Here is a 22,043-nt window from a genome sequence, read left to right as displayed (position 1 = left end):
TTGTCCTGTACCATAAACTACAGGATGAATAATTCAAATCAGTCAGGGAGATGTTGGCGCATTTCCCTGTTGTTTTAATTCTCGTTTATCTTACATAGGCAAAGTTTTTTTAATTAAATTATCCTTTATTCATCTTTTCTTTTGATAATTATTTTTTGCTTTGAAAAAGTTCCGTCCGGTAGTTTTTTGCGGGGCAGTACTTTGTAATTCACCGGTGTAGCTATGGTCATTAAATCAAGGATTTGCATGAGCGGTTCATCCAAGAATGTTACTGTATAAGTATAGTCTTTAATATCATCCTTTACCTGTATGTCAACGTTGTATTTTCTTTTTAACTGCTGTGCAACTTCGGTAATGGGTGTCTCATCAAATACCATTTTACCCTCTTTCCAGGCAATATATTTTTCAACATTTCCTTTGGTACTTTTAATATTACCGGTTTGTGTATTGTAACTAACATGTTGGCCGGGAACCAGTGTGCCTAAGGTTTTATTCTGCCCCTCCGGTAATTTTTTTTCCAACACTACTTTGCCCTTAACGAGTGTGGTTTGAACAACATCAACATCGGTGTAACCCAGCACATTGAATTCTGTACCCAATACCTTAATATTTAATTTTTTGGTTTTTACAATAAAAGGTTTATCCGGGTTATGGGCTACATCAAAATAACCTTCGCCTACCAATGTAACTTCCCTTGTATCTCCTGTAAAAGTTTGAGGATATTTCAGTTTACTACCATAATTCAAATGCACTTCAGTACCATCTGATAATTGTAAAACAGTTCTGGACCCCACAGGAGAAATTACCTCCATGGAATCGACCGAAAGCTGTGTATATTCAGTTGATAAAAAATCTTTTTGGGACACCGTGTATAAAAAAAATGATAACAACGGGACAAACAGGATGGCTGCTGCCCGCGTCATCCAGGTAAACCAACCTGATTTTCTGTTTTGAAATTTTCTTTCTTTGTCAGATTCTTTGTCAATTTTATTTTGAATTTTATCAAACAGTTCTATGAACTTTTTGTCGTTGCCGGGAATGTTTCCTTCATCGAAAGATTTCCAGTTTTCAAATCCCCATTTTTTGCTTTCTTCACCTAAAGCCTCGGATTTAATCCATTGAATAATAAGTTTCAACTCTTCCGTTGTGCACTCATTATTTAAAAATTTTATATATAAATCTTCTGTCATTTTCAAATTCAATATGCCTCCCGAAAATCCGGGAGGCATAATTACTAATTAACCTAACTAAACCAAAACTATCTAATCTATGAAATTAGATAAGTGTTCTATTCTTTTACATAAGTTATACGCGTAAACTATTTCCAGGGAGTATAAAAAAAACAAATACTTTTTATAAAACGAAAAGATAAATGAATAACACACTGATAAACAAACCGTTATTCAGGTGCAATTTTAAGAAAGAAACTGTATTTGACATGTGCTTTTTTACCGTATTGACTGAAACATTCAACTTTTTTGAAATTTGTTCATGCGTGAGCCCTTCTTCCCTGCTCAGTAAATATATTTCTTTTTGCCGGGGGCTTAATTCATTTAGCAATGATTTCAGTTTATCATTTAATTCATTGAAATAAAGCTCATCAGTAGAATCGGTAGTTTGGGTGGCCTTCTGGATAGATTGAAGATGATCCAGGTATTTATTTTCGGTGACTCTTTTTCGTAAAAGACTAATTGTTGCATTGTAGGCAACAGTAAAGAGGAATGATTTAAAGGATGAAAATACATCAATTGTTTTCCTCTTTTCCCATATTTTAAGGAAGACCTCCTGAACAATTTCCTCTGCATCCGCATCAAGTTTCACATATTGTAAAACAAACCAATACAACCTTTTGCTGTACCGCTCATAAATATTATAAAAAGCAACTCTGTCGTCTTTTTGCAATAGTAGGAGCAGTTCTTTGTCTGATTTCGTTACTTTCAAAGAAATAAATTATTGTTTAGTCCAATTTTATCATGCTCAAAAGTATAAATTTATGAGATATAAAAGAAGACGAACAAAAAGATAACTACAAAATCAATCTTAGATAAGTTATATTATATATAGTTACAGAAATTATTTATTTTTATTCCTCCTTTTAAATCATTCATATTTTGTGCTTTTGTGTTTTAGTGGCAATATTTTTTAGCCACCCACGGAGCGCAATGCCAATGGCAAAAACACGAAAGTTCACAAAAAGAGAAAAAGGCAACTCCGCAAAACGTACTCAACCATGTTAATAAAAAAAGCCGGTTTGCATTTAAAAAAAATGAAACCGGCTTTCAAGATAATAAGTTGTCAATTAACAACTCTATTATTTAACTAACTAAACTAAACTCATAGCTATTCGAGTGAACCGTAAACGGTTATTTCCCCCAGGAATGCAAAGAAATTGGGACCTTCGGTGGCCACGTATTTGAAATACCTGGCTTTTGGATTCGAGGTCAACCGGTAACTTTGCGGATCGTCAGTTGAGCTGTCAACTTCAAGTAATCCAAAGTCTTCCCAGGTTTCGCCATCGAGGCTGGTAAGGAACTGGATTTGCGTTTGTCCCCTGTCGTCACCCTGTCGGCGGACTGTTTCAAAACGACTGATAGTAACTTCCTGCCCCATGTCAATCACGAAATAGTGCGGGTAACCCGGCGAGCCGCCTGCCCACTGGGTATGCCAGAAAGTGGAATAGTCACCATCGAAAGCGGCCCTGACCAGTCCGTTTGGATTTCCGCCTTCGTTGGGCTCTTCGGTACTGAAATCAACAACCGACCATTGGGATTTATCGATCATCTGTTCAGCCAAAGGAGTAATAACAAAACTTTGCGGTTCCGAACTGTTGTCTGCCTCATCGGTTACCACCACTTCAAAAGTACGTTCGTTTGCATTGAGTCCGGAAATGTATCCCTGCGCGTCTTCGTCAGACGAAAATGTGGAAGAAACCTTTTCTCCCTCGTTTCCTTTATAAGTTACGTTTACCGATACAGGTTTTCCGGTTTCGTTTTCCCATGAAACAATGGCACCGCCAAAATCGGGAACCATGTCGATGGTACTGCTTACAATTGAAAACGGAGGCTGGAGCGGATTTACCGAAACACTTACCGGATCAGAAGGCTGACCGGAATAATTGTAAGCAGTTAAGGTAAAATCATAGGTATCAGTATTCGCAAACCCGGGAATGGTATCGCCACTTGCATAATGACTTACCTTTTCGCTGCGTTCCGTCCCTTTTGAGTCGGTGAAATTAATATCCACGTAGTAGAACCCTTCGGTTGAAGGATTGGTCCAAGTTAGCATTACCTCGCCGTAGCCCGCGTTAACTTCCACATCAGAAACCGGATCGGGCGGAATGCCGGTACTGTCATCTTTTTCGCAGGCAGCTAAAAATAATATTAGTACAATTCCTGTAAAATATACTAGTCTATTCATTGTATAAAATCTTTAAATTCAAAAAAATAATTATTCAGCCCCCCATAAAGCATTCTGGGTTAACCTTGGGTTTTTGTCAATTTCAGCTTGCGGAATTGGCATAAAGTACATTTTATCGTCCCACACGCGGGTTTCAAAAACGTAGTCTTCATTCCAGAATCCTTCACCTTCGTTTTTATAAATATCGAAACCGTGCTTGTCGCCGCCTTCCTTTTCAGCAACGAGCCACCTGCGGTTATCGAAATAACGGTGTCCTTCGAAAGCAAGTTCCACATAGCGTTCGCGGTGAATCAATTCCCTGAGTTTTTCAGTAGTGAGCGGAATTCCGGCTTCAGCATAAGCTGAACGTACATCAGGAACCTGAACGCGTTCGCGCAGTTCATCCCAGTAAGTAAACACTTCTTCCTGGTTTAATGGATTCGAGCCTGAATTGGCATAATACTCAAATGCAGCTTCAGTATAATTCAAGAGCAACTCAGCGTACCTGAAAATATTCACCGCATAATCGCCTTTACTGGTTTTATTATCGGTTTTACCAACAAATTTAATAGCCAGCATTCCGGTGGTTGAAAAGTCGCGGCCGGTTTTGCTTGCATACCCATCGGGGCCCTCAAAGAAGGGACGGAACCAGATATAATCGGTCCAGTTTGAAGTAGTATTGAATGCCCAGCGGGTATCAAAACTCTCCACTTCATTACCCAGTACGGCGTAGGAGTATTGTCCCGGGAACAGGATATTGGTATAAAACCGCGGATCACGTTTCATATACTTTTTGTACAGGCGGATGGTGTTACCGCTTTTCTCATACGTTTCAAAACCTTCGGCTTCCTGGTATCCTTCATCATCTTCGGGCATTAACCCATTGGCCATGAAATATTCGTTCACGTGCTCAATTGTAGGACAAACGCCGGTGTATCCGCTCCATGAAATGGGCAGTGAGTGCATTCTGATATCACCAGTTGAAAAGTTTTGTTTGTAAAACACATTTTCAGTACTTGGATGCCCGCCACGTGCATAGTTAAATACATTCCAGTAGGCTTCGTAACCATTTTCCACACTGCTTGTAACGCCGGGTTTGTAAAGTCCCCGATCAGCTGAGTTATTCACCTGAATAGCCTCTGCGGTAATTTCCATCGCTTTTTTCCACTTTTCATTACTGAAAGTGGTACTTATCAGGTTGTTTCCTTCGTCATCCTGAGGCATAAGGTGCTGGTAGCTTTGGCCATCGGGAGCAGTCATTCCGTTATAGAGCGGACTGGCAGCATAAAGCCACAGCCTTGAGCGCAGAAACCATGCCGAAGCCTTGCTTGCGCGTGCGGCACGTTCGGTTGATGAAGTGGTGTAAAAGAGGTCGAGATGCTCAATAGCTTTTACAAGTAAGCTATCAATATATTCCACATTTTCATCGAAACTTGAGCGCGGAACACCTTCATCCATAAGTTCGGTCAGGGCATTACCGTCGTAAACCTGATCTATAATTGGCACCGGGCCATATTCCTGCAGAAGTAAAAAATAGTAATACGCTTCCAGGAAATAAGCCTCTCCTCTCCACCAGCTGCGTTCATCGTCGGTCAGTTTTTCATCCTGGCATTCGTCGAGCCTGGCCAAAAAGTACTGGATGGTACGAATTTGTTTGTAAAAATTTCCCCAGTGGTTATAAATTGGATCAGACTGGCTGTACTGCCCGTTGTCTTTATCGTGAGGGGCATAGTTACTCCAGTTAAAATCGGCTTCGTCGGCAGCCAAACCCGGGTTATCTCTAAATTCAATTGTTGAATAATGATATGAATAGGCCTGCGTGAGTACTTTAATCACATCGTCTTTCGACTCAAACAGGTTGGCCTCGCTCAGTTTTTCTTCCGGTACCTGATCCAAATAGTCGGAACAGCTTCCCCAAACAAATAGCAGGGTAAACAGAGCGGTAATTTTTGTGATATTCTTTCTAAATAACTTCATAGTCCTTAAAATTTAATTTCAACACCTGCATTAATAACTTTTTGGATGGGGTAATACATTCCGGTTGAACTTTTTGATTCGGGATCCCACCATTTAAAAGGTGAATAGGTAAACAGATTTAACCCATTCACATAAATACGTGCATTGTCGATATTGTATTTTCCCAGCGCCAGTTTTGGCAGGGAGTAACCTAATTCGATTTGTTTCAGGCGCAGGTAACTTCCGTTACGCAGCCACCAGCTGGAATTGGTATAGTTTTTTGTTTGCTGACCGATTCCCAAGCGTGGGAATTCAGCATCCAAATCCTGCGTTTCTTCGCTCCAGTAGCTGTCGGCAATAACCGTAAGCACATTACCACGGTCCTCTTCAGGAAATGCTTTCGGGTTGGCAAAAAACGAAACCCTTGCTGCTCCCTGGAACAGTAAAGAGAAGTCGAAATCTTTAAAGAAAATATTTGAACCAAAACCGTAGGTCATTTCCGGGATGGTAGGATGCCCCATGTAAACACGGTCAAACTGGTCAACAATGCCATCGTCGTTCACATCTTTATATTTGATGTCGCCGGGTTTACTTTCGCCACCTATACTCACCTGGCTCGGACTGTTGTTAATTTCAGCCTGGTCCACAAAAAGGCCTTCGGCAATGTAACCCATCTCGCGTCCAAACGGCTGGCCAATTGCCGACTGGTATTCGTATTTTTTCTTTTCTTCGCCGTTGGCCAGAATATTATTCTGCGAGAAGGTAAACGTTCCTTTAAAGTTTATACTTAAATCGTCGTTTATAGGTTTAGAATATTCCAGGAAGGCATCTACCCCCATATTTTCCATTTCACCGGCATTGGCATAAGGTTTTGTGCTAAATCCAAAGATATCGGGGACACGTGAAAGCTGAACCCAAATGTTGTCTCTTTTTTCGTAAAAACCATCTGCCTGAAGCACAAAGTTATCGAGGAAATGAACCTCGAGGCCGAGGTCGGTTTTTGCAGCCCGCTCCCAGGTAGCATCGGGGTTACCATAATAGGTAATATTGATACCCGAACCTGCTCCGTAACCGTAACCGTTGTTGGTACCAAAGCCAACATTGGTGCTGGTTCCTTCAACTCTTGTAAGGTAAACAAAACGCGAATTCAGCCCGTCGTTACCCACATAACCATGCGAGAGCCTGATTTTCATGTAGTCGATTACCGGTTTCATGAAGTCGGTAAATGATTCTTCGGTTGGAACCCATCCCACAGCAGCTGAAGGAAAGAAACCGTAACGTTTCCCTGGGGCGAAGTTTTCGGAACCGTTGTATCCGAAGTTGAATTCACCAAAATATTTTTGGTTAAATGCATAGTTCACCCTTCCGGTTAACCCCTGGTGGCGTTGTGGAACCGATTCGTAGATTCCACCCAGTGAGGGGAAGGTCTTGTCGCTTTGGTTATAAAGCAGCAGCCCTCCAACATCGTGCTGGCCAAACCGGCGGTTATAGTTGAGTGTAGCCTCAATGTACAACGAACGGTCGGTGTATGGTGCTTCAACGTCACGGGTAAGATAATTGTGATAGCTGGTACTGTTTGGCTCCTGATCCTGGTAATTATATTCCCCTTCTTCGTTTTGCAAAATAGGATTCCCTTCCTCGTCAAAGCCATAAGGAATAATCAGATATGGCCTTGGCTGCATCGAGCGGGTAATATTGGCCCTAGTATAGGAGTCAAAAGCAAATAATCCTCTTGCCGACAAGCCTTCGGTAATAAAATCGAGCTCCTGTGAAATATTAAAATTGGACTGAACAGTTGAGTGATTTTCGGTTGAAAATCCTGAACGTGCCAGCAACTGGTATGGGTTGCGTGCCATTCCGTAGGGGTATCCCGGAACTTTTGATTCGTCAGGATAAGTCATCGGAAACCAGGTTGGCGGGGTTTGAAGCACCCAGCTAAAAATTGTACCTGATGATTCCCCGGGATAATTACGGTCTTCGAGAATAGCTGCAAGATTAACTCCCAGGATGGTAGTTGAGGTGATGTTCATATCCACGTTTGCGCGGAAGTTATAACGCTTCACATTCACATTGTTGTTATAGCTGGTTCCTCCAAAACTTTTCCACATACCACTCTGGTTTAAGAACGCCCCTGAAACAAAGTAACGTACTTTTTCGCTACCGCCCGACACGTTAAGTGTAACGCGCTGGGTTGGTGTCCAGTGGTCGATTAACTCGTCGAGCCAGTTTACATCGGGGTAGTAATTGGGGTCGAACCCACTCTCGGTACGTTGAATTGTTTCCTGGGAATAAAGCGGGTTTTTCCCGTTATTTCCAAGGGCTTCATTTTGCATGGTCATGTATGTGGTGCCGTCAACAAAATCGGGTAATTCCAACGGGTCGGAAAAGCTGTTTTCCATACGCAGGTTAATATCCGGTTCGCCAATCGATCCTTTTTTGGTGGTAATAAGTACCACACCGTTTGCACCGCGCACACCGTAAACAGCAGTAGCGGTTGCATCTTTCAAAATGGTAAAGTCGGTAATTTCTTCCGGGTCCACGTTATCGAGGTCACGTTCCACACCGTCAACCAAAATCAGCGGGCTGGTATTTCCGGTAAAAGTGTTCACCCCCCTAATCCAGAAATCGGCACCATCGTAACCCGGCTCGCCTGAGCCCTGTACCGAAACAACACCTGCCAAACGTCCGGCCAGCGAAGTACTGATGGTACGTGTGGGTTGTTTCAACTGCTGGGTTTCAATGCGGTCAACCGAACCAATAACACTTCCTTTACGCTGTGTACCGTAACCAATTACAACAACTTCTTCCAACCCTTCGGTTTCCTGCTGCATTACAATATTGATAACTGTTCGGTCATCTACCGGTACAATCATGGTTTGCATACCAATAAACGAGAACTGCAGTGTATCTGAGCTTGCAGAAATATTCAATGAATATTCACCGTCGGTATTGGTTACTGTTCCGTTGGTAGTTCCTTTTTCAAGCACGGTCACTCCCGGAAGCGGATGCCCCGATTCATCGGTAATTACACCAGCCACAGCTTTTTGCTGCTGCGCTGCTCCTGAATTTAAGTTCCGGCTTTCATTAATTTGGTTTCGAACATCAACCGGTACTTCAGTTTTATCATCTTTTAAAACAACAATCTGCCTGTCATAAATTTTATAGACATTTTGGGTTCCTTTAAAAGTCTGGTCTAAAACTTCCTTAACCGTTTCGTTTTTTACCTGGACATCAACGCGGCGGTTCACATCCACCCACTTTTCGTTATACAACAAAATAAATTCACTGTTTTCCTCAATTTGCTGAAATACCTCCAGCACAGTCGCATTGTGCATTTTCAGGTTGAATTTTGCCGCCTGCGAATAGCTGTCGGCAGCAGATCCAACCAATCCCAGCAACACCAGGAAAGTCATTAGTTTCATTTTCAGTAAGATTTTTGATAAACTTCCCCTCGAGAAGTACCACAATTTTCGCTTTTTCTTCATACTTTTAAAGAGTTTAGATTAAACATTTATTGTTTTTATTTAAATGAAAACCGGCAGGTTGGTCCTGTAAGGCGACGCCAATCAATCTTACAGGGCAATCAGAACCTTCCGGTTTTCTATGTTATTATATTCTATTCTATCGTGTTGGTAATTTTTCAAGTCGTTCATCAATTAATACTTTATTGCCTGTTATGCGATAATTAAATCCCGATGCATCAGACAAAAATCCCATAACTGTTGGCAGCGAATTTTCCAAATCGAGTTTTCCTGAAATTTTATCGTCGCTCGGGTAAGCTGCCGGTAATTCAATCTCCACATTATAGTATCGTTCCACTTTTCGCAAAACCGACTCCAGGCTTTCTCTTTCGTACCTGAGCCAGCCATAGGTCCAGGCAATATACAAATCCACATCGGTTTCATCGGTTAAAGTCATTTCATTGTTTTCTTTGTGGAAACTTGCTTTTTGGTTCGGTTTCAGTATCGTTTCCTTATTGCCCAGCTTAATAACTTTCGAGCGGCTGACTGCCACACTTCCTTCAACAAGCACTGTTTCAACCGTTTTTTCTGTGGGGTAAGCCGACACATTAAAATTTGTACCCAGCACTTTAATATCGAGGCCGCCCGCATTAACTATAAATGGCTTTTCGTTGTTGTGTGCCACCTGAAAACAGGCTTCACCTTCCAAAAATATTTCGCGTTTTTTACCTGTGAATTTTGTTGGGAAAGCCAGGCGACTGCCGGCATTGAGCCATACTTTAGTGCCATCGGCCAGCAGCAATTCCGATTTTTTTCCGTATGGAATAACCACTTCGTTCATTTTGGCCTCAGACTTACCGGCATCCATTTTTTGGGATAAATCGATAATGCTGTCGTTTACAATTACCTGCTCTGCAACCTCGTCCATTGCAATGGTAGAATTGTCTTCTTTAAGGGAAATTTCTTCCCCGTTGGAAAGTACCATGCGTGATTCATCACTTTCGGTAATTTCAGACGAGGCAAAACGGTAATTTTGCCAGGAATCATTAAAATACAGGAAACCAAATGTTCCGAGGGAAACGATTAACAAAACTGAAGCAGCCCAGCTTAGCCTTCGCCTGATGGTAAGTTTTTTAATTTTTTGTTTGTGAATATTGTCGAAACTGTCAATACTTTTCCATAATTGCAGAACAGAAACTTCATCCAGAATTTCATATTTATCCTGAAGTAAATGTATGATTTCGCGTGCGGCTTTTTCATGGGGGCGAATTTCGGGATGATCGTCAAAAAAATTTTCCCATTCACTGTTGTGCATGCCCAGCAACACCCATTCAATAAAGGATTTTTCTTCGAGGAGTTGTTCGGTGCTGTATTCAGCAAATTTTGATTTCATTTAGTTTATCGGTTCTTAACTATTATTTAAAAGACACCCAACTAAAAAATGTGGACAGATAAATTCACATTTTTTAATAGAAAATTAAAAAAGCGCCCCAGTCGCTTTACGGAACGCTTTTTTTCAAACTAAACTAATCCTATGAAAAACCGGTTGATTATCGTCGGTTATTTTTAATAAGTCGAAATAAATGATATTGTGGACAAATATTTTGTGCTTTTTAGCCTGTTAAATTCATGAAAAATATTTTGAATTTGTAAAATACTGCTTATAAATGATTTGTAAAACCGGTGAAAAAAAATATTTTTCACAAGTGCGTTTATTTTAATGCATCTGCTTCGTTGCGAAACCCTTGAAATAGATAATTATGCCTGCGGGTTCCGACGCCTCGCACCTACATCAAACTAAACGCATGAATTAAACAGGTTAGAAAAATAACGCTGACAAGAACAGAAATACCCCGGAATCCAGCAACGCTTTCTTCATTACTTTGAGCGCACGTGAAACCTGTTTCCGGGCCGAGTCGTATTGCAATTCCATAATTTCGCAAATCTGCTCATAGTCAAGCTCGCAGGAAAATTTATAGTATAGGATCTCACGCTGTTTAGGCGTAATCCCGGCCAAAGCTTTTCGTACTTTTTCTTCTCTTTGGGTGAGGCTTTCTTTTTTAATTAACTCCTCTTCGACTGAATATACAATTTCTGTGGTCAACTCATCTTCCTCCACCGGATCGGAATTGAGTTTCACCTTTTTCAAGTTTTTAACCAGTTTGCGGCGGAATGAAACCATCAGGTAAAAAGTAATATTATCGGTTTCGCCAAGGTTGTTTCGTGTGCGAATAAGGTCGATAAACAAATCCTGAATCGTATCTTTTATCAAATCATCGTCCTGGGTAAATTTTTTTCCGTAGCGAAAGAGCATTTGAATATGCTGATGATAAATTTGGGAAAGAGCGGATTTCTCGCCCTTCCTAAAATCATCCCAAATTTTTTTATCAGAAACCATAGTAAAAACCCAAAACCGGCAGGCTTATAAAAACCAAATCAGCCTGCAAAACTGCAACTAAATTTTTTCAATTCCCCGCGCAAAAATAACAATTGTTTTGCCATTCTATTCAATGAGAAAAATTTACATTGTTGCAAACCTTTTAGATTCGGGAATAGTTTAATTTTTTACTGCGGTGATTAGGTGAATTGCATAAATAAATCAGTTACAGCGAAAAAGTTTTCCGATCGCCCTCGCCAAAGGTGTACACTTTTTCCCGGAAGCCGATTTCCACCTTGGGCGACCAGCCGGCTTCGAATGTAACCTCAACTATTTTATGGTTGAAAAGGAAATGAATCCAATGCCCCCGGTAACGAATGCGCATTTTCAGCGACTGAAGCTCACGCGGCAGCCGCGGGTTGATCCAGAGCACCCCGTCGCGAATTTCGAGGCCGGTGTAACACCGCTGTACAATATCTACCGTACCGGCCATGGCACCCAGGTGAATTCCTTCGGATGTGGTGCCGCCCTGAACATCTTCAAAATCGCTTAATAGTGCTTTTTGAAAAGCTTTCCACGAGCGTTCGCGATCAGACCGCGACATTACCCACGAATAAACCAGCCGGCTGAGTGTTGATCCGTGCGAACTTCTTTTCAGATAATAATCCACATTTTCAGGAATTGAAGATGGTTCGAATTCGTAGCCCAGCCGGTTAAAAATTTCTTTCAGCTGCTCCACCGAGAAAAGATAGAACAACATCAGCACATCGGCCTGTTTTCCAACTTTATAACGATTTGGGGTATCGCCTTCCGCTTTCAGAATGCGATCCATGCGTTGTACATCGTCGTATTTTTTGCGGTACTTGTCCCAGTCCATTTCTTGCAAATCGTCGTATCTCTCAAACTGACTGATAATACCTTTTTTAATGAAGGGCACGTACATTTTGCGGGTAATTTTCTCCCAGCGTTCGAGCTCGCTTTCATCAATATCCAACTCTTCAAAAAGTTCCACCTTGCGGGTTTCAGAAAGCTGCTCCACCATATTCAGCGCTTTTTGAAGCACCCATACAGCCATCACATTGGTGTAGGCGTTGTTATTGAGGCCAGGCTTGTCGGAATCGGGATATTGTGTATGGAATTCATCGGGGCCAACCACTCCCCTGATTTCAAAACGCTCGCGGTCGGGGTTCCATTCAGCAATGCTCGACCAAAAACGGGCAATTTCAAGCAGCATCTCGGCCCCATAAAACGACATAAACTCAAGGTCGCGTGTGGCTTCAAAATACTGGTGAATGTTGTAGGCAATGGCGGCCCCCACATGCCGCTGCAAATAGGTGTCGTCACGGTCCCACTCGCCCGATTTCGGATTAAGGTGCAATTCCTGGCTTTCTTCGCGCCCGTTGCTTCCGCTTTGCCACGGGAACATTGCCCCTTTGAAACCGGCATTTCGCGCCGCACGCCGTGCCTCGGGTAACCGGCGGTAGCGATACATCAGCAGCGACCGGGCCAGTTCAGGAAGCTGAAAATTGAGGAAAGGAAAAACAAAAAGTTCATCCCAGAAAATGTGGCCGCGATAAGCTTCGCCGTGCCAACCGCGGGCGGGAATGCCCACATCCAAATCGATGGTATTGGCAGATGCCGTTTGCAAAATGTGAAAAATGTGTAACCGGAGAATCATCTGCGTGTATTCTCCCTCTTCGAGTTCCAGATCGCACCGGTACCAAAGCTGTTTCCATTCACGTGTGTGAGAAGTCAGCAAATCTTCGAAATTACCTGCGCGCTGCACAGCGTTACAGGCTTCAAGTGCCGGTTCGCTAATTGCATTATCACGCGATGTATGCAGTCCGACTATTTTTTCAACCCTGACTGTTTTATTTTGCTCTGCATTAAAAGTTAAATACTGGGCAATGTATCCTTCTTTTTCAGTTATTTCAGAATCTGCAGAAATGGGTTCATCATCAGAGAAGACGGTTGTACGGGCCGATTGTGCCATCCGAATCTTCGATTGCTTTGTTTTCACTACAAGCATGATGCATTTATCGTCCACTTGTTTGGTGAACAGTGGTTTGAGGTGATCACCACGCAAATCGCTGTAACGATCGACTCCCGAATTAGTAACAGTGCCGTCGATGGCTGACTGAACTTCAATTTTACCCGACCAGTTTTGTGGGGTAATTTTCCATTCAATAGCAGCAAGGTGCGAAAATTTCATGTGCACCAATCTCCTGCTAATCAGCAATGATTCACGTCCTTCCTGATCGACAAAACCAACGGTGCGCTTCAAAATACCGCTTTTCAAATCCAGTTCATTCCGGTATTTTATAATCTCAACCTTTTCCAAATCAAACCAGTCGCCATCTTCAATCCTGAATTTCAAACTCAACCAGTTGGCCCAATTTACCAAATCCTCATTTTCAACTTCGCGTCCCGAAACTTTTGATGTCATCCGGTTGTAACCACAAGCCAGGTAAGTACCCGGGTAATGAGGCCCTCCGGCATCGGATTCTTCAGCAGCACCGCGTGCGGCAAAATAGCCGTTGCCTAAAGTCGTTAATGCTTCTCTTGTTGGTTGTTTTTCGGGTATCCAATCGTTATAAATTACTTTCCAGGCTTTCATCTCATGGTTTTTTAATTATTCACAAATGGCAGCACCGTTTTGCAATTCACTTAAAATTGCTTTCCGTTTTTCAATTTCAAAACATGGTGGTACCAAAAACCTGAAAATACAGAATATTGTACAGATTCTCAAATATGATTAATCATAAAATTGAAATACATTACAAAAACACTAATCTGTTTTGTTTAAGCTCTTTTTTGTAATTTGCAGTACTTTTAAAACTGCTAACAAAAAATTACGAATATGAATATACCAATTTCATATTGCGGATTGCTTTGCGAGGGATGTCCCATTTTTTGGGCTACCCACGAAACAGATGAATTGCAAAAGAAAAAAATGAAGGATGAAATTGCCCATTTAAGCAATGAAATTTATGCAACCAACTTAACTGCAAATGACATTACCGGTTGCGAAGGGTGTAAAGCTGAGGATGCCAAAATATTTGAAGGTTGCCTGAATTGTAAAATCAGAAATTGCTGCATCAAAAAACAGTTTTCAAATTGTGCTTATTGCGACAATTATCCTTGTGAATATCTTCAGGTGCTATTTAAGGAGAGCAACGATTCGAAAAGGCGGCTCGATTTTATCCGCTCTGTTTTGTAAAATTCAGCTCTCGTGCAAACCACATTCTTTTCCCGAACTTTGCTCCCACCACCAGCGGCCGGCACGGAAATCCTCGCCGGGTTTAATGGCGCGGGTGCAGGGCTCGCAACCAATGCTTACAAAACCTTTGTCGTGAAGCACATTGTAAGGAACATTATTCTTATTCACGTAATCTTTCACCTCATCGAGGCTCCAGTTAATCAACGGGTTGAACTTTACTTTTTGGTTGCCTTCGTCCCATTCAAATTCATGCAAATTGCTGCGGTTTTCCGATTGTGATGCACGGAGCCCGGTAATCCAGATTTCGTTTCCTTTCAGCGCTCGTTTTAGCGGAATGACTTTGCGAATGTAGCAACATTCCTTTCGGTTTTCAATGGATTCATAAAAACTGAAGGGGCCTTTTTCATTCAACAATTTTTCTACTTTTTCGGCTGGCGGGAAGTAAACTTCTATGGGTTTTTCGTAACGCTCAAGTGTACTCCGAAAAACCTTGTAGGTTTCTTCAAACATGCGACCTGTATCGAGGGTGATGACTTTTACCGGTAAATCATTTTTGAAAATCATGTCGGTAATCACCTGATCTTCATACCCAAAACTGGTGGTAAAAATCACTTTACCCGGGTGATTTACAGTGAGTTGTTTTATTTTTTGAATAATATTCTGGTCAGTAAATTCGGAATTATATTTATCAGCAAGTCTCTGGTCCGTTGTCATTATCACAATTTTTAATACACTTCAAAAATAGTTTTTTGATTGGAAAAAGAGAACTACTGCGTTTTTATTTGTTGTTCAGTGAAAATTCTGAAATACTCAGCTATTTCAATGGCCTCATGTAATTCCTCCTTTGAAAGTTTAATCGTTAAATTTGGATAACGAATTTCAACTGCAAATCCATTCAGGACTATTGCTTTATCAAACTGATTCGAATCAACATCCATTTTTCGGGACAGCAACTCAAGCAAAAAAGGTAAATCGTGGGTTCTTGGAAATTCAATTTCATGAAAAATCAATAAAGCCTTCAGGTATTTTTCAACTGCTTGCTGACAATGAAAAGCAACAGTATCAAAATACTCAGGAATGTATTGAAAAATTACTTTGGCAGATCCCAAATCATGATCTCCCTTTTCAATCCAGGCTGCTACAATTTGGTTATTTGCTCTGGTCATACAAAAGCCGTGAATTTTTTAATGCCGAATTAATAAATGAATACTTTTCATTTTTTTCTGATTCAAACTCATCGGGAGTATAAACTAAAATATCCATTGGAATTCTATTTCCAATTAAAGATTTACGGATATTGAATGCCCTGCGTTGACGAGGTAAATCCGAATCTTTCACAATTAAGAGGTCTAAATCACTGTCATTATTCTGAGTACCGGAGGCATACGAACCAATCAGCAAAATTTGTTTTGGATTGAAATTATTTACAATCTTTTGCTTAATTTCTTCTATTTTATCTTGAGATATCATCAATTATTTTTATACAAATATAGGAAATGTGTACTTGAAGTAAAAGGAAAAAACAATTACAACTCTTACTCCACATACAAAACCAGCCCTTTTAAATACTCGCCTTCAGGATGGTAAATATTCACCGGATGATCGGATGGCTGTGTTAACTGATGAAGAATTCGAACGGTGCGGCCTGAAATGGCTGCGGCTGAAAAAACGGCCTCACGAAAACGGTCTTTCGAGATCACTTGTGAGCATGAAAAAGTAAACAAAATACCCCCGCTGCGAATCTGCTCAAACGCCCTTGTATTTATCCGTTTGTAGCCCTGCAAGGCTTGGTGCATTGAGCTGCGGTGCTTGGCAAATGCAGGTGGATCGAGAATGATTAAATCGTATTTGTCCTGAATATCTTTCAAATATTCAAATGCGTCGGCTGTAAAAGCTTCATGGCGCGGATCATCGGGGAAATTGAGTGCCACATTTCCGTTGGTTAAATCAATGGCTTTTGCCGATGCATCAACCGAATGCACTGTTTTTGCCTCGCCCTGCATCGCATAAATGGAAAACCCGCCGGTGTAACCAAACATATTCAGTACATCGCGGTTTTCGGCATATTTCTGAACCAGCCATCTGTTCTCGCGCTGGTCAATAAAAAATCCGGTTTTCTGTCCGGTTACCCAATCGATATTAAATTTGAGCCCATACTCCAACACTTCGTTTTCAGCTTTTTCACCAACTAAATAACCGTCTTCCGGTTCGATGGCAGCTTTGTTGGGGAGTGTTTTGGCGCTTTTATCGTAAACTGCTTTTAACCGGTCGCCCAAAACTTCTTTCAGGGCTTTTGCCAGTTCTTCGCGAATCAAAAACATTCCCACCGAGTGCATTTGCATTACGGCAGTTCCGTTGTAAAAATCTACAATTAATCCGGGAAGTCCGTCACCTTCAGCATGAATGAGCCGGAAAACATTTGTTTTTTCATTTTGGTCAAACCCAAGTGTTTTCCGGTAATCCCAGGCCTTTTGAATTTTAGTTTTCCAGAAATCGAAGTCGGGTTCAGTTTTTTCAAAGGAAACAATCCGCACAGTGATGGAACCAATCTGGTAGTGGCCCAGTCCAAGAAATTCATCTTTATTGGAAAAAACCTCCACCAAATCGCCTTCGTTGAGCGGACCGTATGTTTTCTTAATAGCCCCCGAAAACACCCATGGGTGGAAACGTTTCAGCGATTGATCCTTGCCGGATTTCAGCACAATTTTGGTAAATCCTTCAGCCATGAAATTAATTATTTGCAAAGTTCTCGTAAATTCTCAGCGAAACCCATGCATCGGTAGCGGCATAAACCTGCTGTGCATCGGTAAGCGAATCTGCTTCCCAGTTAGAAAGTTGCTGCGATTTTGAAATGCGAAAATTGCAGGTTATGGCCGCCAGCTTTTTCAGGCTGAAATTCTGAATTCCCAGCTCTTTAGCAAAGTCTTGCAATTCAATAAAACCACCGGGTTCAAAGGGGTTAATTTCTTTCAATCCCTTAATATCATCGCGGATTGCAACGCCGGGTTTAATGATTTCCGGATTGGCCAGAATTTTTCGTATTTCTTTGGGCAGGCCTATTTTATTTACCCTGAACAAGAATGCCTGATCGGGCGTGGAAAGCTGCAACAGTGCCACTTTATTTGTTTTGCCTTTTTTAAACGACGGCCGGGTTTCGGTGTCGAATCCAATTACCGGATACGAAGCCAGCAAACGGGCAATTCCTTTTACCTGTTCAGGCTTGTCAACCACTACAATTTTTCCTTCGAACCAACGCAGTGGCAAATCGGTCAGCTCTTCTTTTGTTATACTTTCTTTAAACATTGTTATCTTCCTCAGTATTGTTACCCCAAAACTTGTCGAGCCACTCGGGGCTGCCGGTTCCGGGTTGTACCTCATCATCATTGTGTGCTTTTGCAAAATCCACATTGCTGTAAACCAGCATGTGAACAGCACGTAATACATTAACCAGCCGCTGGCCCCAGGAATCTTCGAAATGATAAACACAATCGGCCAGGGCATCGTTCATAATCATTTCATCGCCAAGACTGTATGCCGTTAAAAAATCTTTCAAATCCTGGTAAATATCGAGCAAGCTTTCAGAAATACTGGCTGTTACTGTTTCGTCGCCAAACTGAATATTCGGATCGAACACTTCGTAAAAGCTGTCGTATTCGCCCAGCGCCTGCAACCACTTCTGATGCAACAAATTGTAATCGAGTTCGGTTACATATTTTTCCAGCTCGTCCTCCAGCATTTTTTCGGTCTGGGGGAGCATGGTCCCTTTAAATAAAGTAACGGCAACATCTTTTGCAATTTTTGCAGGCCTTCCTCCACCGGCAGTTCATTTACTTTTTCAACTGTTCCGCAATATTCATTTGCCACAGTAACAAACTCCACCACGTTTTTCGAATAAACTACCGGATTTAATTCTCCTTTATCACTCATAATAAATGCCAATGAAAAAACGCTGCAAAAGTAACAAAGATTTTTAAGAGTAAATGATAATTACATACCAGACATACCTGAAGTATAACTTCCTACTTTTCTTTCCATTCCAATTTTTTGTCCACCCGCAAAACAATTTTCCCGTTGTCGGTAAGCCATTTTACCACTTCCATCATTTTATCACGGTTGCCTTTTAGTTTCAGCAGAAGTGTTTCGTAAGCACAGGGCGTTTCCAGCAATTTCCTCACCTGGTTGCTGATTTCAGAAAATTCGAACGAACTCAGCTCCATGTTTGTCAACGACCGGCAAACATCGCAGGTACCACAGTCGCTGGAGTCGGTTTCGCCAAAATATTCGAGCAATAACCGGCTACGGCAGGTGGTGTTAGAGGTGGCGTAATGAATAACTGCTTCCACGCGGTTCAAAAAATCTTTCTTCCGGTAATCGTAGTTTTCCTTTGTTATTTTTAGCCGGTCAATCGAAATCCGCTCTTTGCTGAAATAGATAAAAGGCGTTTGGCTGCGCGGCACATAATCCAGGATTTTCGATTTGCGCAGATGTTTTAAAAACATATAAACTTTCTCCTGACTTAAGCCTGCCCGCCGGGCCAGCAAATCTTCATCAACAGCAACATATCCGCTAAAAAGCCCGGTATAAGAACGCAGGACTAATTTAATGAAGCCATCGAGCGAGGCGTTTTCAACCTGAAATTTATACAAATCATCGCGTGACACCGTAAAATACAAACGTGAGGGACTGTCGATTTCCTCGGTAAATTCGAGGTAGCCTTCACGCTGCAAAATTTTCAGGCTGTTATAAACCTGTGCCTGCTGAAATTTATAAGCCTGCGCAAATCCCTGCAGGCTGAATTCGTAAACCTGTCCTTTGCCAAACCCAACGGCAATCTGGAAATAATTACACAGCGCATTGTAAATTTTCTTTATGGCGCCGGGCTCAGGGAAAGCAGTTGTTACATGCTTTTTCAGCCTGGTTTTATCCGCATTGTTGAACAACAACACAGCAGCCGCTTTTTTCCCGTCGCGCCCTGCCCTGCCTGCCTCCTGAAAGTAGGCCTCCAGCGAATCGGGCGGCTCGTAATGTACCACAAAACGCACATCGGGTTTGTCGATGCCCATCCCAAAAGCATTGGTAGAAACAATTACCCTGGTTTTTCCCGAAAGCCATTCATCCTGTTTTTCACTGCGAACGGCGTTGCTCAAGCCTGCATGATAGTAATCGGCCGAAATACCATATTTTTTCAGTTCAGCAGCCAACTCGCGGGTTCCCTTCCGGCTGCGTGAATACACAATGCCCGAGCCTTTTACCTTTTTTAAAGTTTCGAGTAAATAGGCCGGTTTGTTTTCGCGTAACCGCACCAGGTAACTCAGGTTTTCGCGGCTGAACGACATCTTCAGCACATTAGGTTTGCTGAAACCAAGCTTTTCCTGAATATCTTTGGTTACTTTTGGTGTGGCAGTGGCTGTGAGGGCCAGAAATTTTACACCGGGCAAAATTTCCCTCAGCCCGATAATGTTCATGTAACTCGGTCTGAAATCGTACCCCCATTGCGAAATACAATGTGCTTCGTCGATTGTGACCAGATTCACCTTCATTTTTTGGAGCCGATCGCGGAACAGCTCTGAACTTAGTCGTTCCGGCGAAACATAAAGAAATTTGTAATCGCCCCAAACTGCATTGTCAAGCGTAACTTTAATTTCAAAAGGCGACATTCCGCTGTGTATTTTCAGTGCCTTAATCTCTTTTTTCTGAAGATTCTGGACCTGGTCCTTCATAAGGGCGATGAGCGGGGTAATAACAATACAAATACCTTCTTCCGACAGCGAATACACCTGGAAAGTAATTGATTTACCACCGCCTGTTGGCATCAACCCAAGTGTATCTTTTCCCGAGGCCACCGATTCAATGATATCAAGCTGCAAAGGCCTGAATTCAGAATAGCCCCAGTATTGTGCCAGTATCTGCCTGAATTTATTCATGAGTTACAAAATAAGAAATCATTTGCGAGCTTTTACATTTCTTCAACAAAAATAAACGCTTTCGCACATATGGCTTTAACAATTTTTATCAATCAAATCGAAATCGATCACAATTTTTACCAATAGTACTAACCTAATTTTTTGTAGTTTTGCGCTTTAATAAAAATATAAAAAGAGTAGCACATGTCGTTTTTTTCTGAAAAAGTAGCATATGAAGGATTAACTTTCGATGACGTTTTGTTATTGCCCTCATACTCAGAAGTTATGCCACGCAACGTGGATCTCACCTCTCACTTCTCCCGAAACATAATTATAAATGCCCCCATTGTAACGGCTGCCATGGATACGGTCACCGAACATAAAATGGCCATTGCCATTGCCCGTGAAGGGGGTATCGGGGTCATTCACAAAAACATGGATATTGAAGATCAAGCGCACCAGGTAACCACAGTAAAACGGGCAGAAAACGGGATGATTTATGATCCCATTACCATTACCCGCGAGAAAAAGGTGGCAGATGCGCTGGATATTATGTCCAAATTTAAAATTGGCGGCATACCGGTTGTTGATTCCAAAGGCCACCTCGTTGGCATTGTCACCAACCGCGACCTCAGGTTTGAAAAGGACATGAACCGTCCGATTGAGGAGGTGATGACTAAGGAAAAGCTTATTTCAACTACCGAATCGACCGACCTGGAAAAAGCAGCGGAAATCCTGCAACGGTATAAAATTGAAAAACTGCCGGTGGTGGATAAAAACAACAAACTGATTGGACTGGTTACTTATAAAGACATTACCAAGGCAAAAGACAAACCGCTGGCCTGCAAAGATGAAAAAGGCCGATTGCGGGTAGCTGCAGGAATTGGAGTGGCCTCGGACACAATGGAGCGTGCTGACGAACTGGTAAAAGCACAGGTAGATGCCCTTGTTATCGACACTGCCCACGGGCATTCGAAAGGGGTGCTTGAGTTTTTGAAAAAGATAAAAGCTAAATATCCTGAAAAAGATATAATAGCCGGAAATATTGGCACGGAAGAAGGCGCAATTGCACTCATGAAAGCAGGTGCCGATGCCGTAAAAGTAGGAATAGGTCCCGGCTCCATTTGTACCACACGTGTAATTGCAGGTGTTGGAATCCCGCAGCTTTCGGCCATTTATAGTGTGGCAAAAGCCATAAAAGGAAGCAACATTCCGGTAATTGCCGATGGCGGAATTCGTTATTCAGGCGATATTGTGAAAGCCATTGCAGCAGGTGCCAACTCGGTAATGGCGGGCGGCCTTTTTGCCGGTGTGGAAGAATCTCCGGGCGAAACCATTCTTTACCAGGGACGAAAATTTAAATCGTACCGCGGAATGGGTTCTATTGAAGCCATGCAAAAAGGTTCCAAAGACCGCTATTTCCAGGATATGGAAGAAGACATTAAAAAACTGGTTCCTGAAGGTATTGCTGCCCGCGTTCCCTACAAAGGCACACTGTACGAAGTGCTGTACCAGCTAATTGGCGGGCTGCGGGCCGGAATGGGCTACTGCGGGGCAGGTAATATTGAACTGCTGCAAAATGCCAGGTTCACAAAAATTACAAATGCCGGCGTTCAGGAAAGTCATCCGCACGATGTTTCTATAACGCGTGAAGCGCCAAATTACAGTAGCCGATAAAATAATGAGTACCGGGTTTTCTCTGTTAAATTCACATCAACCGGATATAAAAA

Annotated in this window: 16 protein-coding genes and 1 pseudogene; 2 read left to right on the top strand and 15 right to left on the bottom strand. The window is 42.1% G+C overall.

The window, feature by feature from the left end:
* Window positions 1-125: 125 nt before the first annotated feature.
* The 8 genes from BUC07_RS12640 to BUC07_RS12605 all read right to left on the bottom strand — a co-directional run bounded on the left by BUC07_RS12640 (window position 126) and on the right by BUC07_RS12605 (window position 13,807).
* Window positions 126-1,190 carry a FecR family protein gene (locus BUC07_RS12640; protein ID WP_175552530.1) on the bottom strand — a complete coding sequence of 355 codons (1,065 nt, stop codon included), beginning with the start codon at window positions 1,188-1,190 and terminating at the stop codon, window positions 126-128.
* 163 nt (window positions 1,191-1,353) lie between these two features.
* Entirely contained in the window at window positions 1,354-1,941 is a 588-nt protein-coding gene (locus tag BUC07_RS12635) for an RNA polymerase sigma factor (RefSeq protein ID WP_073170020.1), read from the bottom strand.
* Between the two features lie 399 nt (window positions 1,942-2,340).
* Window positions 2,341-3,417 (bottom strand): DUF5126 domain-containing protein, encoded by a 1,077-nt coding sequence (locus BUC07_RS12630; protein ID WP_073170018.1) that lies wholly within the window; start codon window positions 3,415-3,417, stop codon window positions 2,341-2,343.
* A gap of 30 nt (window positions 3,418-3,447) precedes the next feature.
* On the bottom strand, window positions 3,448-5,373 hold the full coding sequence (locus BUC07_RS12625) for a RagB/SusD family nutrient uptake outer membrane protein (RefSeq protein WP_073170016.1): 1,926 nt from the start codon (window positions 5,371-5,373) through the stop codon (window positions 3,448-3,450).
* A gap of 5 nt (window positions 5,374-5,378) precedes the next feature.
* Window positions 5,379-8,837, bottom strand: coding sequence for a TonB-dependent receptor (locus BUC07_RS12620; protein ID WP_083578240.1), 3,459 nt, complete (start codon window positions 8,835-8,837; stop codon window positions 5,379-5,381).
* A 136-nt stretch (window positions 8,838-8,973) separates the two neighbouring features.
* Window positions 8,974-10,206: a FecR family protein gene (locus BUC07_RS12615; protein ID WP_073170012.1), complete on the bottom strand. Its 1,233-nt coding sequence runs from the start codon at window positions 10,204-10,206 to the stop codon at window positions 8,974-8,976.
* 426 nt (window positions 10,207-10,632) lie between these two features.
* A complete protein-coding gene (locus BUC07_RS12610) occupies window positions 10,633-11,211 on the bottom strand; it encodes an RNA polymerase sigma factor (protein WP_073170009.1) in 579 nt (192 codons plus the stop codon).
* Between the two features lie 205 nt (window positions 11,212-11,416).
* The gene (locus BUC07_RS12605) at window positions 11,417-13,807 is read right to left on the bottom strand and encodes a glycoside hydrolase family 65 protein (protein ID WP_073170007.1); all 2,391 of its coding nucleotides are present in this window, start codon (window positions 13,805-13,807) and stop codon (window positions 11,417-11,419) included.
* Between the two features lie 243 nt (window positions 13,808-14,050).
* Here BUC07_RS12605 and BUC07_RS12600 point away from each other — a divergent pair, with 243 nt between their 5' ends.
* Window positions 14,051-14,410, top strand: coding sequence for a DUF3795 domain-containing protein (locus BUC07_RS12600; RefSeq protein WP_073170005.1), 360 nt, complete (start codon window positions 14,051-14,053; stop codon window positions 14,408-14,410).
* A gap of 3 nt (window positions 14,411-14,413) precedes the next feature.
* Here BUC07_RS12600 and BUC07_RS12595 read toward each other — a convergent pair whose 3' ends face one another.
* The 7 genes and pseudogenes from BUC07_RS12595 to BUC07_RS12565 form a co-directional block, all read right to left on the bottom strand.
* Complete coding sequence (locus tag BUC07_RS12595; RefSeq protein WP_073170003.1) at window positions 14,414-15,124, bottom strand: phosphoadenylyl-sulfate reductase; 711 nt, start codon at window positions 15,122-15,124, stop codon at window positions 14,414-14,416.
* Between the two features lie 53 nt (window positions 15,125-15,177).
* Complete coding sequence (locus BUC07_RS12590) at window positions 15,178-15,576, bottom strand: HEPN domain-containing protein (protein WP_073170001.1); 399 nt, start codon at window positions 15,574-15,576, stop codon at window positions 15,178-15,180.
* On the bottom strand, window positions 15,560-15,880 hold the full coding sequence (locus tag BUC07_RS12585) for a nucleotidyltransferase domain-containing protein (RefSeq protein WP_073169998.1): 321 nt from the start codon (window positions 15,878-15,880) through the stop codon (window positions 15,560-15,562). The genes BUC07_RS12590 and BUC07_RS12585 overlap by 17 nt, the downstream gene beginning before the upstream one ends.
* Before the next feature lie 65 nt (window positions 15,881-15,945).
* On the bottom strand, window positions 15,946-17,136 hold the full coding sequence (locus tag BUC07_RS12580) for a class I SAM-dependent rRNA methyltransferase (RefSeq protein ID WP_073169996.1): 1,191 nt from the start codon (window positions 17,134-17,136) through the stop codon (window positions 15,946-15,948).
* Window positions 17,137-17,140: 4 nt separating this feature from the next.
* Window positions 17,141-17,713, bottom strand: a complete 573-nt coding sequence (locus BUC07_RS12575; RefSeq protein ID WP_073169994.1) for a 3'-5' exonuclease — start codon at window positions 17,711-17,713, stop codon at window positions 17,141-17,143.
* Window positions 17,706-18,337 (bottom strand): annotated as a pseudogene (locus BUC07_RS12570) (DUF5063 domain-containing protein). The gene BUC07_RS12575 and the pseudogene BUC07_RS12570 overlap by 8 nt, the downstream one beginning before the upstream one ends.
* A gap of 92 nt (window positions 18,338-18,429) precedes the next feature.
* Window positions 18,430-20,334: a RecQ family ATP-dependent DNA helicase gene (locus tag BUC07_RS12565; RefSeq protein WP_073169991.1), complete on the bottom strand. Its 1,905-nt coding sequence runs from the start codon at window positions 20,332-20,334 to the stop codon at window positions 18,430-18,432.
* Between the two features lie 183 nt (window positions 20,335-20,517).
* On the opposite strand from BUC07_RS12565, the gene guaB reads away from it, so the two are divergent.
* Complete coding sequence (gene guaB / locus BUC07_RS12560; RefSeq protein WP_073169989.1) at window positions 20,518-21,990, top strand: IMP dehydrogenase; 1,473 nt, start codon at window positions 20,518-20,520, stop codon at window positions 21,988-21,990.
* Window positions 21,991-22,043: the final 53 nt, after the last annotated feature.

The sequence above is a fragment of the Tangfeifania diversioriginum genome (assembly GCF_900141875.1).
In the GTDB taxonomy this organism is placed as follows: Bacteria; Bacteroidota; Bacteroidia; order Bacteroidales; family Prolixibacteraceae; genus Tangfeifania; species Tangfeifania diversioriginum.
This window is presented reverse-complemented; position numbering and strand designations above follow the sequence as displayed.

What these genes read in the sequence shown, in the direction of transcription:
- BUC07_RS12595 (WP_073170003.1), bottom strand. Translation starts at nt 15,124, where the DNA reads ATGACAACGGACCAGAGACTTGCTGATAAATATAATTCCGAATTTACT.
- BUC07_RS12620 (WP_083578240.1), bottom strand. Translation starts at nt 8,837, where the DNA reads ATGAAGAAAAAGCGAAAATTGTGGTACTTCTCGAGGGGAAGTTTATCA.
- BUC07_RS12590 (WP_073170001.1), bottom strand. Translation starts at nt 15,576, where the DNA reads ATGACCAGAGCAAATAACCAAATTGTAGCAGCCTGGATTGAAAAGGGA.
- BUC07_RS12640 (WP_175552530.1), bottom strand. Translation starts at nt 1,190, where the DNA reads ATGACAGAAGATTTATATATAAAATTTTTAAATAATGAGTGCACAACG.
- BUC07_RS12625 (WP_073170016.1), bottom strand. Translation starts at nt 5,373, where the DNA reads ATGAAGTTATTTAGAAAGAATATCACAAAAATTACCGCTCTGTTTACC.
- BUC07_RS12565 (WP_073169991.1), bottom strand. Translation starts at nt 20,334, where the DNA reads ATGAATAAATTCAGGCAGATACTGGCACAATACTGGGGCTATTCTGAA.
- BUC07_RS12600 (WP_073170005.1), top strand. Translation starts at nt 14,051, where the DNA reads ATGAATATACCAATTTCATATTGCGGATTGCTTTGCGAGGGATGTCCC.
- BUC07_RS12605 (WP_073170007.1), bottom strand. Translation starts at nt 13,807, where the DNA reads ATGAAAGCCTGGAAAGTAATTTATAACGATTGGATACCCGAAAAACAA.
- BUC07_RS12575 (WP_073169994.1), bottom strand. Translation starts at nt 17,713, where the DNA reads ATGTTTAAAGAAAGTATAACAAAAGAAGAGCTGACCGATTTGCCACTG.
- BUC07_RS12610 (WP_073170009.1), bottom strand. Translation starts at nt 11,211, where the DNA reads ATGGTTTCTGATAAAAAAATTTGGGATGATTTTAGGAAGGGCGAGAAA.
- BUC07_RS12615 (WP_073170012.1), bottom strand. Translation starts at nt 10,206, where the DNA reads ATGAAATCAAAATTTGCTGAATACAGCACCGAACAACTCCTCGAAGAA.
- BUC07_RS12585 (WP_073169998.1), bottom strand. Translation starts at nt 15,880, where the DNA reads ATGATATCTCAAGATAAAATAGAAGAAATTAAGCAAAAGATTGTAAAT.
- guaB (WP_073169989.1), top strand. Translation starts at nt 20,518, where the DNA reads ATGTCGTTTTTTTCTGAAAAAGTAGCATATGAAGGATTAACTTTCGAT.
- BUC07_RS12630 (WP_073170018.1), bottom strand. Translation starts at nt 3,417, where the DNA reads ATGAATAGACTAGTATATTTTACAGGAATTGTACTAATATTATTTTTA.
- BUC07_RS12580 (WP_073169996.1), bottom strand. Translation starts at nt 17,136, where the DNA reads ATGGCTGAAGGATTTACCAAAATTGTGCTGAAATCCGGCAAGGATCAA.